Annotated in this window: 13 protein-coding genes and 1 pseudogene; 3 read left to right on the plus strand and 11 right to left on the minus strand. The window is 67.6% G+C overall.

Annotation, left to right across the window (positions count from 1 at the left end; all coding sequences use genetic code 11):
- Positions 1–140: 140 nt before the first annotated feature.
- The 7 genes from MFF56_RS28495 to MFF56_RS28525 form a co-directional block, all read right to left on the minus strand.
- Positions 141–1,148 carry an inorganic phosphate transporter gene (locus MFF56_RS28495; RefSeq protein ID WP_238231883.1) on the minus strand — a complete coding sequence of 336 codons (1,008 nt, stop codon included), beginning with the start codon at positions 1,146–1,148 and terminating at the stop codon, positions 141–143.
- 5 nt (positions 1,149–1,153) lie between these two features.
- A complete protein-coding gene (locus MFF56_RS28500; protein WP_066927074.1) occupies positions 1,154–1,810 on the minus strand; it encodes a DUF47 domain-containing protein in 657 nt (218 codons plus the stop codon).
- A 38-nt stretch (positions 1,811–1,848) separates the two neighbouring features.
- Positions 1,849–2,064, minus strand: coding sequence for a hypothetical protein (locus MFF56_RS28505; protein ID WP_066927072.1), 216 nt, complete (start codon positions 2,062–2,064; stop codon positions 1,849–1,851).
- A gap of 531 nt (positions 2,065–2,595) precedes the next feature.
- The gene (gene glpT / locus MFF56_RS28510) at positions 2,596–3,936 is read right to left on the minus strand and encodes a glycerol-3-phosphate transporter (protein ID WP_066927070.1); all 1,341 of its coding nucleotides are present in this window, start codon (positions 3,934–3,936) and stop codon (positions 2,596–2,598) included.
- 291 nt (positions 3,937–4,227) lie between these two features.
- Positions 4,228–5,745, minus strand: a complete 1,518-nt coding sequence (glpD, locus tag MFF56_RS28515; protein WP_066927065.1) for a glycerol-3-phosphate dehydrogenase — start codon at positions 5,743–5,745, stop codon at positions 4,228–4,230.
- A gap of 96 nt (positions 5,746–5,841) precedes the next feature.
- Entirely contained in the window at positions 5,842–6,603 is a 762-nt protein-coding gene (locus MFF56_RS28520) for a DeoR/GlpR family DNA-binding transcription regulator (RefSeq protein WP_066927063.1), read from the minus strand.
- A 148-nt stretch (positions 6,604–6,751) separates the two neighbouring features.
- Positions 6,752–7,657, minus strand: coding sequence for a LysR substrate-binding domain-containing protein (locus MFF56_RS28525; RefSeq protein WP_066927061.1), 906 nt, complete (start codon positions 7,655–7,657; stop codon positions 6,752–6,754).
- A gap of 137 nt (positions 7,658–7,794) precedes the next feature.
- Between MFF56_RS28525 and MFF56_RS28530 the strand changes: the two genes are divergently transcribed.
- On the plus strand, positions 7,795–9,054 hold the full coding sequence (locus MFF56_RS28530) for an MFS transporter (protein WP_066927059.1): 1,260 nt from the start codon (positions 7,795–7,797) through the stop codon (positions 9,052–9,054).
- 22 nt (positions 9,055–9,076) lie between these two features.
- Positions 9,077–9,745: an EamA family transporter gene (locus tag MFF56_RS28535; RefSeq protein WP_238231885.1), complete on the plus strand. Its 669-nt coding sequence runs from the start codon at positions 9,077–9,079 to the stop codon at positions 9,743–9,745.
- A 133-nt stretch (positions 9,746–9,878) separates the two neighbouring features.
- Here the strand turns inward: MFF56_RS28535 and MFF56_RS32365 are convergent.
- The 3 genes and pseudogenes from MFF56_RS32365 to pcaB form a co-directional block, all read right to left on the minus strand.
- Positions 9,879–10,166 (minus strand): annotated as a pseudogene (locus MFF56_RS32365) (P63C domain-containing protein); the annotation flags it as partial.
- A gap of 472 nt (positions 10,167–10,638) precedes the next feature.
- Positions 10,639–10,983 carry a hypothetical protein gene (locus MFF56_RS28540; RefSeq protein WP_066923729.1) on the minus strand — a complete coding sequence of 115 codons (345 nt, stop codon included), beginning with the start codon at positions 10,981–10,983 and terminating at the stop codon, positions 10,639–10,641.
- A gap of 557 nt (positions 10,984–11,540) precedes the next feature.
- A complete protein-coding gene (pcaB, locus tag MFF56_RS28545; RefSeq protein WP_066923730.1) occupies positions 11,541–12,884 on the minus strand; it encodes a 3-carboxy-cis,cis-muconate cycloisomerase in 1,344 nt (447 codons plus the stop codon).
- A 490-nt stretch (positions 12,885–13,374) separates the two neighbouring features.
- On the opposite strand from pcaB, the gene MFF56_RS28550 reads away from it, so the two are divergent.
- The gene (locus MFF56_RS28550) at positions 13,375–14,289 is read left to right on the plus strand and encodes an NADP-dependent oxidoreductase (RefSeq protein ID WP_082773115.1); all 915 of its coding nucleotides are present in this window, start codon (positions 13,375–13,377) and stop codon (positions 14,287–14,289) included.
- Positions 14,290–14,416: 127 nt separating this feature from the next.
- Here MFF56_RS28550 and MFF56_RS28555 read toward each other — a convergent pair whose 3' ends face one another.
- Positions 14,417–15,829 carry a TAXI family TRAP transporter solute-binding subunit gene (locus MFF56_RS28555; RefSeq protein ID WP_066923732.1) on the minus strand — a complete coding sequence of 471 codons (1,413 nt, stop codon included), beginning with the start codon at positions 15,827–15,829 and terminating at the stop codon, positions 14,417–14,419.
- Between the last annotated feature and the right edge of the window lie 457 nt (positions 15,830–16,286).

The following is a 16,286-nucleotide window of genomic DNA, read 5'->3' on the forward strand; positions in this document are numbered from 1 at the left end:
TCTGCTTCGATCGGGTTGGCGATGACGTCCATGGCTCACTTCCGAATCGACGAAGATACAGTGCTTTCGGCCGCACCGGCGAGCATGTCTAGCGTTTCAGACTGCTTGGCTCAGGCCCTGAGCGGTAGGCGTAGCCACGTTCAGACAAGCAGCGTAATCAACCCATGGCAGATTGCTGCGATGAGGCCCGCCGCGGGAAGTGTCACCACCCAGGCGATCACGATGTTGCCGGCCACGCCCCAGCGCACCGCCGAGGTCCGTCGGGCGGCGCCAACGCCGACGATCGCGCCCGTGATGGTGTGCGTGGTCGAGACCGGCACGCCGAGCCATGTCGCCAGAAACAGCGTCATCGCGCCCCCGGTCTCGGCGCAGAAGCCCTGCATCGGGTTCAACCGGGTAATCTTCGAGCCCATCGTGTGCACGATGCGCCAGCCGCCGAACAAGGTCCCGAGCGCCATCGCTGATTGGCAGGCCAGCACCACCCAGAGCGGCACGTGGAACGTGCCGCCCAGATGGCCCTGCGAGTAGAGCAGCACCGCGATGATCCCCATGGTCTTCTGAGCGTCGTTGCCCCCGTGCCCGAGGGAGTAGAGCGAGGCCGAGACGAATTGCAGGACCCGGAAGCTTCTATCGACCGCGAAGGGCGTCGCCCGTCGGCAACTCCAGGACACGATGAGGACGAGCAGGAGCGCCAGCAGAAAGCCGAGGAGCGGGGAGAGCACGATGGCGGCGACCGTCTTCAGCAGGCCGGCCCAGACCACCACGTCGAGGCCCGCCTTCGCCATGCCGGCCCCGACGAGGCCCCCGACCAGCGCGTGTGAGCTGCTCGACGGGATTCCGAGCACCCAGGTGGCGATGTTCCACGCGATGGCGCCCACCAGCGCGCTCAGGATCACCCGCGGATCGATGATGCCCGCATCGACGATGCCGGTGCCGAGCGTCTGCGCGACGTGAAGGCCGAAGAACAGGAACGCGATGAAGTTGAAGAAGGCGGCCCACAGAACCGCGTATTGCGGCCGCAGCACACGGGTCGACACGATGGTGGCAATGGAGTTCGCCGCATCGTGCAGACCGTTGAGGAAGTCGAAGAACAGCGCGACCGCGATGAGGCCGGCCAGAGCGGGGAGCGCGAGCGAGACGGCGTCCATGCAGATCACACGTTCTCGATCACGATGCCGCTGATCTCGTTGGCGACGTCCTCGAAGCGATCGACGACGTCCTCCAAGTGCCCGTAGATCTCGGCGCCGATGATGTAGGCCATGGTGTCGCCGTCGCCGCCGTCCTTGCGGTGCGCCTGGTAGAGGGCCTTCAGGCCACGCTCCTGAAGCGCGTCAGAGCGGCCCTCGACGCGGGTGATCGCCTCCGTCAGCGCGCTGATGCGGGAGGCATGAGTTCCAACCGCGTTGAGAAGCGGTACCGCCTCGGCGGTGAGCCGGGCGGCCTCGAGCACGGTCTCGCCCATCTCCCGCATCAGCGGATCGAAGCTGCGCACCTCGTAGAGCGCGATGGTCTTCACGGTCTTGTTCATCTGGTCGATGGCGTCGTCCATCGACTGGATCAGGTCCTTGATGTCGCCGCGGTCGAACGGCGTGATGAAGCTGCGTCGCACGGCGAGCAGCACCTCGGCGGTGATCGCGTCCGCCTCCTGCTCCCGGTCGACGATGATCTGGCAGTAGCGCGGGACGTCCTCGCCGCCCTTCAGAACCCCCTGAAGCGCCTCGGCTCCGGCGATCAGGGTCTTGGAGTGGCGGGCGAAGAGGTCGAAAAAGCGGTCCTCGCGCGGCATCAGCGCCCGAAACCAACCCAGCATTCAGCTCCCCCTTCGCTCGTTTGTTCGGATCGCGACACTCAGATGAGGCGTATCTCGCTGGGCTTCAGATCTAGGCGACGGACCAGATCCCGCGAGAGGGAACCTGTGATCTCAACCTGCATGCCGTCGATCGCCAGGGCCCGCATCCGATCCAGCGCGTCGGTCTCGGAATGGGCGATGACGGCATAGACCCGCACGGCCTCGCGCTTCTGCCGCACCGCGACGAGAAACGCCGTGCCCTTTTTCCGCTTCATGCCCGAGAGGCCGAACTGCGATGACGAGCCTCCGATCCTGTGCGGTCAGTCCTTATCCGGCTTCTCCTTCGTGATCGCTCCTGTTTCGAGACCGGCGTGAAACTCCATCGTCACGCCGTTCCTGACCCACTCACCCTTCCAGCGGCCGTCGTCGGCCTCGATGCGGTGATGCGGGTATGACCTGCTTCCCTGAGCCTCTGCTTGACTTGATCGACGGGTATCCAGTCCGCCTCCGACAGTTCGGCGAGCGCCGGGCTGGCGCCACCCGGCGCCGGCGCGAAGGCCGCTGTCCATTTCATTAGCCGTCTCCCTATCCCTCGTGGCGAACAACGGGTGACGCGGAGAGCGGTTGCGCGCGGCTCGGCACGCCATCGGCCGGACCCTGCCCCGGGCAGCCTGATCGTGCCGAGGGTAGGACACAGGTCGCTGCCCGCGGCGCCGTCGACGCTGCACGAAGACCCCGCGCGGGCAGGACGCCGAACCCGTGCGATGGCTGCGCGTACCGAGCGGCTCGGTACGCGCAGCCGATCGTCAGGCGTGTCGCTTGGCGGCAGCGCCGTCGTGCCTCAAGGTCAGAGCCAGGAAGACGATCGCGAGAACGCAGGCGGACAGCAGGAGGACGAAGCAGCCGTTCCAGCCATAATGGTCCGTCGTGTAGCCGACCAGCGCACTGGCCGCCACAGAGCCGCCCAGGTAGCCGAACAGCCCCGTGAACCCGGCCGCCGTTCCGGCGGCCTTCTTGGGCACCAGTTCCAGGGCCTGCAGGCCGATCAGCATCACCGGACCGTAGATCAGGAAGCCGATGCAGATCAGCGCCGCGAGGTCGATGCCCGGATTGCCTTCGGGGTTGAGCCAGTAGACCAGCGTCGCGATCAGGACGCCGACCATGAACACGACGCCGGTGGCGCCGCGGTTGCCGCGAAACAGCTTGTCGGACAACCAGCCGCAGAGAAGGGTGCCCGGGATGCCGGCCCACTCGTACAGGAAATAGGCCCAGGAGGTCTTGTCGACAGAGAAGTGCTTGGCCTCCTTCAGGTAGGTGGGAGCCCAGTCCAGCACGCCGTAGCGCAGCAGGTAGACGAACACGTTGGCGAAGGCGATGTACCAGAGCAGCCGGTTCTTCAGCACGTGCTCGACGAAAATCTCCCGCGTCGAGAACTCGCGCTCGTGGTTCGCGTCGTACCCTTCCGGATAATCCTGCTTCCAGGTCTCGACCGAGGGCAGGCCGCAGGATTGCGGCGTGTCCCGCATGGTCAGGAAGGCGAAGACCGCCACGCCGAGGGCCACCGTCGCGGGAACGTAGAAGGCCGCGTGCCAGTCGTTGAACCACGCGAGACCGAGCAGGAACAACGGACCGATCAGGCCGCCCCCGACGTTGTGCGCCACGTTCCAGACCGAGACGACGCCGCCACGCTCCTTCTGCGACCACCAGTGCACCATCGTGCGCCCGCTCGGCGGCCAGCCCATCCCCTGGAACCAGCCGTTGAGGAAGAGCAGCACGAACATGATGCTCACGCTGGAGGTCGCCCAGGGCGCGAAGCCGAACAGGAACATCACCAGCGCCGAGAGCACGAGGCCGATGGGCAGGAAGTAGCGGGAATCGGATCGGTCCGAGACCAGGCCCATGAGGAACTTGGACAGGCCGTAGGCGATGGCCACGGCCGATAGGGCGGTGCCGAGCTCGCCGCGGCTGTAGCCCTGCTCGACGAGATAGGGCATGGCCAGAGAGAAGTTCTTGCGCAGCAGGTAGTAGCCCGCATAGCCCAGGAAGATGCCCGCGAAGATCTGCCACCGCAGCCGGCGGTAGGTCGGATCGATGCGGTCCGGCGGGATCAGCGGCCGGTGCGCGGCGGGCGCGAGGAAGCCGATCATCGTGCGCCCCCGTGTGCGAGGCCGTGACCGGCCCCGGGCGGCAGGGTCGCGGAATGGGGCCGGTGGCTGCCCTCGGGGCCGCCCTCGGCGGCCAGCCTCGCCGCGCAGCGGCGACCGGTACCCGGCCCCCCCGGCAGGCACGCGATCAGCAGGTCAGGCCTCGCCCTGCGCCGCCACCGCGCGGCATCGTCTCGTCGCAACATCGTTTCCCCCTTCGGGTTTGGCGTGTCTCCGGCCGAGGCCGGGCCGCCGTCTTCGAGTCCTGTCGCAGGCTCGTGCCTCGGAGCCACCTCAGCCGGCAGCCGTCGCGGGACCGGTCGCGGCGTCGTCGAGCGAGCCCGTCAGGGTGGCCATCGTCGTCCGCAACGCCGCGACCTCGTCGGCCGAGAAGGCGAGGCCGAGCTTCGACCGGCGCCAGAGCACGTCCTCGACGGTGCGCGCCCATTCCCGCTCGACCATCCAGCGCAGCTCGCCCGCGTGAAGCCCGTGGCCGAGGTCGGGCCCGAGATCCGCGGCGATGCGCAACGCATCGGTCCCGTAGGCCGCCACCAGGCGCTCGACCGTGGAGGCCGCGAGCCGGGGTGCCGCGCGCGCGAGGGCGGCTTCCAGTTCGGCGACCCCGTCCACCGGGAAGTCGCCGCCGGGAAGCGGACTGGTCCCTGTCCAGGAGCGCCCCCGTGCCCCGAGCTGGCGGCCGATCTCCGCGAGGGCGTCCTCGGCGAGCTTGCGGTAGGTCGTGATCTTGCCGCCGAAGATGTTGAGCAGAGCCGCCTCGCCGGGCCCGCCCTCCGTCTTGAGAACGTAGTCGCGCGTCGCCTCCTGCGCCGTGGAGGCGTTGTCGTCGAAGAGCGGGCGCACGCCCGAGAAGGACCAGACGATGTCCGCGCGGCGCAGCGGCTCGGCGAAGTACTCGCTGGCCGCGCGCAGGAGATAGTCGGTCTCCTCCTCGGTGATCGCCGCATCCGCCGGATCGCCGGAGAAGTCGCGATCGGTGGTGCCCACGAGCGTGGTGCCGTTCGCGTACGGGATGGCGAAGATGATGCGGCCGTCCGCGTTCTGGAAGATGAAGGCCCGGTCGTGCTCGTAGAGCCGGCGCACCACGATGTGCGAGCCCTGGACGAGGCGCACGTGCCGGGCCTCGCTCCGTCCGAGGGGCCCCTGGATCACCCGGTCGACCCAGGGGCCGGCCGCGTTGACGAGGAAGCGCGCGGCGATCTCCTCCTCCCGGCCGGACCGGAGGTCGCGCCGGACGATGCGCCACATGCTGCCCACCCGGCGGGCCGAGACGACGCGGCTGCGCACCGCGATCTCGGCGCCCCGCACCTCGGCGTCACGCGCGTTGAGAACGACGAGGCGCGTATCGTCCACACGCGCGTCGGAATACTCGAAGCCCCGCCGGAACGCCGCCTTAAGGGGAGCGCCGAGGGGGCCGGTGAGGTCTACCGGGCGCGTGGCGGGCAGCCGCTTGCGGCCGCCGAGATGGTCGTAGAGGAACAGGCCGGCGCGCAGCAGCCAGGCCGGGCGCAGACCCGCGTGCAGCGGCAGCACGAAGCGCAGGGGACGCACGATGTGGGGTGCGATGCTCCAGAGCACCTCGCGCTCCGCCAGCGCCTCGCGCACGAGGCGGAACTCGTAGTGCTCGAGGTAGCGCAGGCCGCCGTGGATCAGCTTCGTCGACCAGGACGAGGTCCCGCTGCCGAGGTCGTTCTGCTCTGTAAGCGCGACCGAGTAGCCGCGCCCCGCCGCGTCGCGGGCGATGCCGCAGCCGTTGATCCCACCACCGATGACGGCGACGTCGAAGGTTCGCATGGGCCTCCCCGTTTTCGGGCTGCGACGTTGGAAGGCAGCTGCGAAAGCCGGAGGATTAAATTCGAAGCCAAACGAAAGTCAACCGAAAGTCGATGGTCAACGTCCCGTTTCAACGAGGCGCACCCCGGACGCGCGGCAGAGATCGCGCAGGGCCTCGCTTTGACAGCGATCCGTCACGAAGGTGCCGATCTGGCCGAGATGGGCGAGGCGCACGGGCGCGCTGCGCTCGAACTTGGTCGCATCCGCGACGAGCATGACGTGGCGCGCGTTGGCGATAATCGCCTGCGCCACTCGGACCTCCCGATAGTCGAAATCGAGGAGCGACCCGTCTTCGTCGATGGCCGAGGCGCCGATGACCGCGAAATCCACCTTGAATTGGCGGATGAAGTCGACGGCCGCCTCCCCGACGATTCCTCCATCCGAGCGCCGGATGAGACCGCCCGCCACGACGCACTCGATCTCCGGGCTCGCGCGCAGGGCGTGAGCGACGTTGAGATTGTTGGTGATCACCATCAGACCGGAATGGCTGAGCAGGGCACTGGCGACCGCCTCGGTCGTGGTGCCGATGTTGATGAACAGCGAGGAGCGGTCCGGGATCAAGTCGGCTGCGGCGCGGGCGATCGCGGCCTTCTCGGGGGCCGCCAGCGCGTGGCGCGCCTCGTAGCCGAGGTTCTCGGCTCCCGCCCCGAGCACCGCGCCGCCGTGGATGCGCGAGAGGAGACGCGCATCGCACAAGTCGTTGAGATCCTTGCGGATGGTCTGGACGCTGACCGCGAAGTGTCCGGACAAGGCCTCGACGAGCACACGGCCATCGCTGCGGGCGATGGTCATGATCGCATTCTGACGCTCCGAGAGCATGCTGTCCGGCCTCCAGGGACGTGAGCGAAAGCTGTCGAGGCGCGAGCGAGCAGGATCTGCCAGCATGCGAAAGCTCGTTCGCGCTGAACCGAACGCTAGCGCATTCCACCCGGCGACGGAATGTCCGTCCTACCGCCCCCGGCGATCGTCAGGCCCCGCTCGCGCTCGTGGCGACGAGCCAGTCGATGAACGCGGTGAGCGTCGGTGTCTTGTCCGCGTCGTTCGGCACCAGAGCCACGTAGCCGGGGCGGGGCACGACAATCTCGGGAAAGGGCGCAACGAGACGGCCCGCCGCGAGATCACCGGACAGCACGGGCAGCGGACCAACGCCGTAGCCGAGCCCGTCCGCCGTCGCCTGCAGCGCGACGAAGTAATGATCGAACGTCCGTCGGGGGCCCAGTTCCAGGGGCAGGCCGGCGGCGGCGAGCCAGTCGCCCCAGTCGCCTGGGCGGGTCTCGCTCGTCAGCAAAGTGCCGCCCGCGAGGTCCGACGGTGCGCGCAGGGGGCGGGCGGCAAGCAGGGACGGGCTCGCCACCAGCGTGTTGGCCTCCGCCAGGAAGGGGACGGCGCGGTAGGCCCCCCAGGGATGGTGGGCGCCCGCGCCGAGCCGTGGCTCGCGCCGGACTGCGAGGTCGAAGCCGCCCCGCAGAGCGTTGTGCAGAGTGGTCGTCGTCGTGACGACCACTTCCGCCTCCGGCCGTGCCGCGTGGAAGCGATCCAGACGGGGAATCAGCCAGCGCATCGCGAAGGTCGTGGGTGTGCTCACCCGCAGGGTCCGCGGCGCGAGAGGCCGGCCGCAGATCTCGGCCGCGGCATCGAGCCGGTCGAAGGTGAGGCTGACGGCCTCCGCGAAGGCCCGTGCCGCCGGCGTAGGCACTACGTTCCGTCCGACCCGCACGAAGAGGCGCTGGCCGAACCACGCCTCCAGCGCGGCGACCTGCCGGCTGACGGCCCCGTGGGTCAGCCCGAGCTCGGCCGCCGCTGCGGCGTGGCTGCCGGCACGGGCGGCGACCTCGAAGACGCGCAGAGCGTGAAGGGGCGGAAGGCGACGCATCGGATCCCGGGGCCGGCACCCGTGAGCTTAGCGCACGGATACCGTGAGGCAAACGTGGCTCATCGCCGGAAGCTCACGGATGTAGCGCTCACGACGGCGGCCGCAGGCCGCACCGCACGCCGGACAGGGGGCGCTTCATGCCGACGACGACCGCCGAGGGAACGGAGGCGCGGGCCGCGGGCCCGCCCTGTCCGGAGGCCGGTGCCGCACCGCGGCCCGCGAGGACGCTGGCCGCCGCCGGCATCAATCACGCGCTGCACGACGGCTATACGGACCTGATCTACGTGCTGCTGCCGGTCTGGCAGGCGGAGTTCGGCCTGGGCTACGTCGCCCTCGCGCTGGTGCGCGCGCTCTATGTCGGCGCCCTGGCCGGCCTGCAGATGCCCGCGACCGCGCTCGCCCGCGCACTCGGCGCCCGCAGCGTTCTGGTGCTCGGCACGCTGCTCAGCGCGGGCGGCTACGCGCTCGCCGGGGCCTCGGGCGGCGTGGTCGGGCTTTGCGGGGCCCTCGCGCTCGCCGGAGCGGGCAGCAGCACCCAGCACCCGCTCGCCTCCGCGGTGATCGCGCGGGCCTACGGGCGCGGCGCGCGCGGCCCACTCGGCACCTACAACTTCGCCGGCGATCTCGGGAAGGCGGCGCTGCCGCCGCTCGTCGGCCTGCTGCTCGCCGGGCTCGACTGGCGCTCCGTGCTCTGGCTCGTCGCCGGTCTCGGTCTGGCCGTCGCGGTCGGGGTCGCCGGCCTGCTGCCGCGCGAGCCCTGCGCGCGCGGCGCGGCGGGGGAGCGCGCGCGGCCGGCTCCGCACGATGTGGCGCAAGGGGCCGACCCGCCGCCGCAGCGGGCCGCCTTCGGGCTCCTCGTCGCGATCGGCATGCTCGACAACGCCGCGCGCCCGGCCTTTCTCGTCTACCTGCCGTTCCTGCTGCAGGAGAAGGGCGCGGCGCTCTCCGCGGTGGGCATGGCCTTCGCGCTCGTCGCCGTCGGCGGTGCCCTCGGCAAGGCGGCGTTCGGCCGGCTCGGGGAGCGCTTCGGGGTGACGCGCAGCGTGCTCCTCACGGAGGTCGGCACGGCCGTGGCGATCCTGGCGATGATCATCCTTCCGCTGGCGCCCGCCCTCGTCGTGCTGCCGGGGCTCGGCCTGATGCTGAACGGCACATCCTCGGTGCTGTACGGCACGGTCCCGGATCTGGCGCCGGGCGGACGCGTCGAGCGGGCCTTCGCGATCTTCTACACCTGCACCCTCGGCGGCTCCGCGCTGGCCGCTCCCCTGCTCTACGGCCCGCTCGGCGACGCGGTTGGGCCGAGCTGGGCGGCGGTCGCTGCCGCAGCGATGGCCCTCGCCGTCGTCCCGCTCATGCTCGCCCTGGCACCGCATCTCGCCGTGCCGAGGCGCCCGTGACGCACGAGAGGAGCGACCGCGCATGAGTCCGCTCGTCCTCGCCTGCGTCATGGCCGCAGCGTTCCTGCACGCCGGCTGGAACGCGGTGCTGCGCGGCGGCAGAGACCGCCTCTGGTCGATGACGCTGATGATGATCGCCGTCGCCTGCGTTTCGGCGGCGACGATGGTGTTCCTGCCCTGGCCGAACGCGGCGGGTTGGCCGTACGTGATCAGTTCCGCCCGCATCCATACGGCCGACAACCTGTCCCTCGTGTGGACCTATCGCTCTGGCGACCCCGGGCAGACCTATCCGATCGCGCGCGGCTCCTCGCCCGTCCCCGTGGCGCTGGGCGCGGCCTTGTTCGCGCAGGAAGCCCTCGGCGTCCTGCCGATCGTTGGCGTCGCGCTGGTCTCCGGCGGTATCCTCTCGCTCGCCCTGCAGGGGCGGCGGGTGCGCGCCGACTTCCTTCCCGCCGCGCTGCTCACCGGCCTTCAGATCGGGGCTTACACCGTGGTCAACGGGATCGGCGTGCGGCTGTCCGGGAACAGCCTGTCGCACGCGGCGAGCATGTTCCTGCTGTGGAGCCTGACCATGCCGCCCCTCTTCTTCGCATTGCGCGGCGCGCCGCCGGCTTACACCGTACACCTTGCCGATCTCCGCGGCCGTCGTGAGGAGCCCGCTCGCGGTCCAGAACCAGACCTCGCGCTCTAACCCGCCCGGCCTGTGCCGATGAATGCGCCCGAGCGTGAGACCGTCCCGCTCCGCGACAAAATCGTGGGGCGCGTCGTCGAAGGTCCGGCGCCAGGTGATCACGCCCGTGGACTTCCGATCGGCCATGGCGTGGCTACGGTTGTCCTGGATTGAAGGGCAACTCGCCCGGCGCGCTGATCCTGGGCTTCACCCTCTCCAATAGCCTTCTGAACTCAGGCCATGAGTTAGAGTCTTTCATCAGCAGGACGACGTCACCCAAGTGGTCTTTGAGCTTAGGGTGACCGAATTCGTCAGTAAGATGCTGGAAGTGCTTGTGCTTTCTGTGACCGTGCCCATCTGAAGGATTTCTTTTATTCAGCTCATCTAGCGCGCCTGGCACTAGTCGCGCATATACGATGTCATTCGTGTAAGTGCCAATGACCCCGGGCCTAGCAGCTTATGTTTGGCGGGCGGTCAGAGTTTTGTTCCGAGATGTTGTTTTTGTTGAGTTTTCTCACCTTGCAGGCTATGGATCGCACCGCCGATGTGGCGCTCGCTCCCGAGTCGGCCCATCAGTTCCGGTAACTGCGCCAAAAGCGCACAGACTAGCCTAATGGCGCTTCCATAAGGGTTTGGGTTTGCCCAAACGCCTTGCTGCACGATCGGTTGTCGGCGTGTCGTTTGCCGTGACACGGGTCCAGCGCTTTCGGATTCGTACCAGGGCGCTTTTCGTGCTGTCATGATGGTCCGCGGACATCGGCGCGGGATGGGGGAGGCCGGCTATCGCGCGCGGGTCACACCGCTGAAGGGTGGGCGCCCCTGGCCAGCCACGCTGCGACTTCGCCTTCGACACGGAACCACTCATCCCGGATGCGGTGATCAGCGAAGCGGCGGTGAAGGGCTCGCTCCTCCGCTCAAGATCCGGGTCGACTCGCGAACACCTCCAGATCCTCAGGGCATCCGATCTGAAGGCCGTCGCGTCGGTAGCCGACCGTGCCATCGGTCCAACCGATCTTGACCTTCTCACCATAGCCAATCGCGTAGATCGTGCCGTCTGACCTCTTGGGATTGGCCAGCATACCGCCGAGGCTTCCGCGCACCGAGTGGGCGTATGGCTGCGATCCGATCTCCGGAAGCCACGCACGCAGTTTCGCCTTGGCGACGGCTTCATGGTGCGTCTTCAGCGATGTGCGGTGCTCGACGCCGTGGACGTTCGCGCGTCCCCACCAGACCCGTCCACGCTTGTAGATGTTGGCCAAGCGAGCCTCCCGTGCTCGCTGCAGATTGCCTCGCCCGGGGTGTGCCGGGAAGCGTGCCGGCTCAAATCACCATCTGTTCCTGTGTGTCCGAGATGTCTCGGCCTCTAACCCGCTGATGCGCAGGGAAGAATTGGCTGGGGCGCCAGGATTCTCACCCAGCATGACCTCAACAGAAGGCATCAGCTAAGTTATTGCAGTTGCAGGCGCCTCAGCTTCGTGTGCACACGCAGTGGATACGATCCTGCGATCACTGCCAAGGGCGCCCTCTGACCATCCACAGGCGGCTGTAAGGCATCCCCCTCTCGCTCACTCAGGTCGCTCTGAAGCATGCCGAAGGTCCACAAGGCGCCATAAGCGGAAGTTTGCTGCCGGCCCGGAAGCGGACGTTCCGCCTCCGACCCTTCTGAGACGTTGGGAGCGTCCGCTTTCGGGCTACGTGGCCGAAGACATCAGCCGAGCGACCGCACCAACGATCTGCCGGAGCTGAAGCGGCTTCTCCAACCGTTCGACGCCCTCGAACTCCGCCGGAATGCCAGTCGAGGATACACCCCGGGAGCTCAGCTCGCCTTCAGCACCCGATCAGTCATTGCCTCGGAGAGGCCGAGATAGTTCACGGGATCGGTCAGGCGGCGAATCTCGGCCTCAGAGATGACATCCGTCACCTCCTTGCGGGCTAGGAGCATCTCGGCGAGCGACCGGTCGCCCATCTGTGGATCGTGGATGATGGCGTAGAGGACGTCGTGCGCCTTGTCCCGCCCGAGCTTCGGCGCCAGCCCCATCATGACCGCCTCCGAGACGATCATCCCCTTGGTAAGCCCGAGGTTCCTCTTCATCGCGTCCGGATGGACTTCGAGGCCCTCCAGCACGAAGACCGCCTGTTTCAGCGCGCCGCCCGTGAGGGTGAAGACCTCCGGCAGCACGATCCACTCGATTTCCCACGGGCCGGTAGACCGTTCGTGATCCTCGACCATCGCATCGAGGAGGGCTGCCGTACCCTGGCGCACGGTCGCGGCGCAGGCGTGGATGTAGCAGCAGGAGATCGGGTTACGCTTTTGCGGCATGGTGGAGGAGGAGCCGCGGTTGGTGACGTAGGGCTCGGCCGCCTCGTCCACCTCGGTCTGCATCATCAGCTTCAGGTCGGTGGCGAACTTCGCGAGGGTGCCGGTCAGCAGCCCGAGGTAACAGCCCGCCTCGGCCACGCGGTCGCGCTCCGTGTGCCACGCGATCTCCGGCTGCGCGAGGCCGAGCTCCTTGGCCAGCGCCTCCTGAACGGCAAAACCCTTGTCGCCGAGGGTCGCCAGGGTGCCGGCCGCGCCGCCGAACTCGAACACCTCGATCCGGGGGCGGATCTCGACTAGCCGTGTGCGGTGACGCTTCAGGGTGGCCAGAAGCCGAGCCATCTTGAAGCCGAAGGTGATCGGCACGGCCTGCTGCAGGTTCGAGCGGCCCGCCATCGGCGTCGAGCGATGGTCGCGCGCGAGCGTCTCGGTCGCCACGATGGCCCGGTCGAGATCCTCGGCGATCAGGTCGAAGCTCGCCTTGATCTGCAGGATCGTGGCCGAGTCTGTAATGTCTTGGGTGGTCGCGCCCCAGTGGCAGTACTTGCCTGCATCGCCCTGACAGAGATGAGCGATCTGATGCACGAGGCCCAGCACCGGGTAGCCGATGGTCAGCGTCTCCTCGGCGTAGCGGGCGAAGTCGATGTTCTCTACCTTGCAGACCCGCGTGATCTCGTTCGCTGCCGTCTGCGGGATCACGCCGACCTTCGCCTGCGCCCGCGCCAAGGCGGCCTCCCAGTCGAGGTACATCTGCGTCCGGTACTCGTCGGACCAGATCCGGCGCATCTCCGCCGACCCGAACAGATCGCGGAAGATCAGGCTGTCGATGGCGCTCGTCGGCATCCGATACATTCCTGGCACGGCGGAAGACATCGCGTTGGGCCCGGACGTCACAGGCGCGGATGGTGCCGCCGGTCCGGCCACCGCCTCACCGCCGACGGGAAGAACCGAGGCCGCGCCGAGCCCTACCTTCAGGATGTCACGCCGATCAAAAATCAAACTTAAGCTCCAATCTCGAGAAACTCGCCTCCTCGCGCGCGGACCAGCGGTTCCCCGCTGCCGTCATGCCCGCGCTGCCGCGGGCGTCGAGGGTTCACCCCGGCAAAGGCATCACCGTCCCCCTGCCCGACGACCCAGAAGGTTTACTTAGCGATCATCAGGGATACACCGCGGCAGCGGAACCCGCGGCGAACGCAGCCCAGGGTCCCGGCGGCGAGGTTGAGCACCCAAAGCAGGCCGTGCAGGATAGTATCAGGCGTCAGATTTGGACCCCTAGGCAGCGGCGCGCGTGGGGCGTAGCACCTTGGCATCGACATGAGCCTATGAGTACGTCGTGAAGGCAGTCTACATCGAGCGGTTCGGCGGACCGGATGCCCTCGTCTACGGAGATCGACCAGCGCCTAAGCCGGCAGACGACGAAGTCCTGATCAACGTCAAAGCGGCGAGCATAAACGCCGCCGATTGGAAGCAGCGGCGCGGCAGTTACCCAAACCTCGTATCTCCACACATCCTCGGTCGGGATATTTCAGGCACGATCGTGGCTGTAGGTGCCGGTGTTACAACTTACCGCTTGGGTGATGATGTCTTCGCTGTCACGATGCAGGGCGTGGAGGGCGGTTACGCAGAGCAGATCGCGCTGAAGGCGGGCATCGTGGGCCGTAAGCCTAACGGCGTCTCGCATGAGCAGGCGGCCGCGATGGCTCTCACCGGATTGACTGCCGTCAGCGCGATCGAAGAAACGTTGCAGCTGAAATCGGGCGAGACGATCCTGATCCAGGGTGGAGCGGGCGGCGTCGCGGGCGTCGCTATCCAGCTCGCCAAACATCGCGGGGCGCATGTCATCACCACGGCGAGCGCCGCCAATCATGCCTACGTGCGCTCCCTCGGTGCCGACGAGATCATAGACTACAACGAAGCGGACTTCGTCGAGGCAGCGAAAGGCTGCGATGCGGCGCTCGATACGGTGGGTGGTGAGACGGGCGAGCGAACTCTCCTAGTCCTGCGGCCGGGAGGGCGGGCCGCCTTCATCGGTGGCCCACCTCCTCCATCGGAGGTGGATGGCATTTTGGCTCTGAAGCCGCCGGTGAGACGATCCGCAGAAGGTATGAACCGGGTCGCCGATCTGATCGAAGCCGGGGCCATTCGCCCGCCAGAGATCCGCACCTTCGCGTTGTCGGAGGCTGCCGAAGCCCACCGGATCAGTGAGGCGCGTCACTTGCGTGGTAAGTTGGTGCTCAAAGTGCCTTGATGCCGATTCACCACAAGCACCGTGGCTTCTCGTGAAGGGAGATTGCACCTTGACGCAGAGGTCGCGTTCCACCCTTTCCGGACCTCTGCAACGTCTGCTTGTCAGCAACCTTCTCGACCTCGCTCGCTCACGCGTCCGATCCATGCGCTCGAAGGGATCTCAGCGATCGAAGCGAACCCTGATCTTTGGGAGGGGCTGCGAGGTGGCGGCAGTCTTTGATCGTCGCCTTGGCCGTGTCGATCGCTATCGAGACGGCCGCCATCGTTCGCTCGTCCGGGTCGCGCTCGCGAGCGTAGCGCACAACTTCCGTGGCAAGCCGGTCGACCTCGACGTTGAGCCCCTCGATGGCTGCCGGATCCGTCAGCGTCCGGGCCTGCTCAGAGACCTCCAGCAAACGGTCAATAATTTCGTCAATTCGCTCACGGCGTAGGTTGGACAATCGCTGGCGCAGCCATGCGAGCGCCGAGAACAAGCCGCCGGCCAGAGCGCCCAGCAGGTAGAGGGTGTCGCCGTAGCGGTCGACAAACCCGTGCTGCTCGCGCTCGTAGTAGTCGATGGCACCAGGATGGATCGGGACACGCGCGCTCGTCGCCGCGGCGGTCGTGTCGTAGGCCGGCGCCTGGACGTACTCGGCGGCATCCGTCTTCTCGGCGGCCGCAGTGCGCTTCTCGAAGAGCATCTGCGTAACATCGGCCGCCACGACCCGACTGAGAGAAGCTCGGGCCATCAGTCGGTAGGAGGCCCCCACCGTCTTCACGTCGTCGGCGGGCAGCTTGGGGGCACCCGCGAAGAGGCCGCCCGGGATCGTCACGGCTTGAAGGCGAGGGAAGCGCTCAATGATGGCGCCATCGTCCTCGACCGCGACGAACTCGATCTTGCCGTTGCGGGCAACCGAGCGTACGGCACCGACCAGGGCCAAAGCTTTGGGTGCCGAAGGTGCGATGATGCTGACGAAAGCGTCGATCCGCTTATCGCGGAACGCCGCGGCTACGCCATCCTGATCCACACGGACGAGATGGACTGCGCCCTCCCGGACGGGGCCTCCGGCCGCTTCGGTGTCGAGGGCCAAGCCGTGGTAGCCGAGGATGTTTTTGAGGAGCGAGAAGTCGGCGTCCCGGTGAGCCGCGATGCCGAGCCGCTTGCCGGCAAGCTTCGGGAAGCTCTTGATGCCAGTCTGCGCGGGCGAGGCGATGATCATCGCCTGATCGCGCAGGATTGCGAGCGTCAGCCCGTTGGTGGGTAGAAGCACATCGGGCCGGACCACCGCGAGGTCGGCACGCCCGTCCTGAAGGGCAGCCGCGCTCTCGCGTACATCGTTGAAGGAGAGGATTTTGAGGCGGACGCCCTCGTGGCTCGCGTCCAGGGCATCGGCGTAGGCCTTGATCAGCTCCGGCTCCGTGCCGTCCCGCGGGGCGACCGCGATGGTGAGCACGCTGGCCTGCAAGAGGTACCAGGCCGCTACCGCGCTCGCACCGACCGCGAGGGTAGCCGCCAGGAGCAGCGTCTCGCGGCGGAGCAGCCAGGCTGGAACGGGAAACATGCGCGTCGCGCCTCGCAGGACCGGATCTTCTGCGGAAGGCAATGCTCGAGGTTGCCGCAAGTGCCATCTGGGCGCGGAGCTCCTGCTACAGGCGCGCCGTGTCCACGCCTGATAGGCGGCCATGTCTGCTTCGAAGATGCTGCGAGCCTGATCAAATGTCCGGTTGTCGGGACAGCGCGGAACGTCCACTTGCGGGCGGCGAGCTAATTTCCGCTTTCCACCCGTCTGGGACGCCCGGTAGGCGATTGGCGCCCGTCGGATCTGGCCGAAAGCGGAATAACTGCTCCGGGGCGCAGTTGCTGGGAGAGCCGACGGTCTCCATGCGACCCATGCCAGTCGCCAGCGCGTGGTCTTGTGGTTCCCAAAAGCGGACGTGGCTTTGTCCTGTCCCGGCGGCGATGCGACCGTCTTGGGCAGCTAGAGACCCTGAAATTTGTGACGGAAGCGAGAGTTTGCC

Source organism: Methylobacterium hispanicum (genome assembly GCF_022179285.1).
Lineage (GTDB): Bacteria > Pseudomonadota > Alphaproteobacteria > Rhizobiales > Beijerinckiaceae > Methylobacterium > Methylobacterium hispanicum.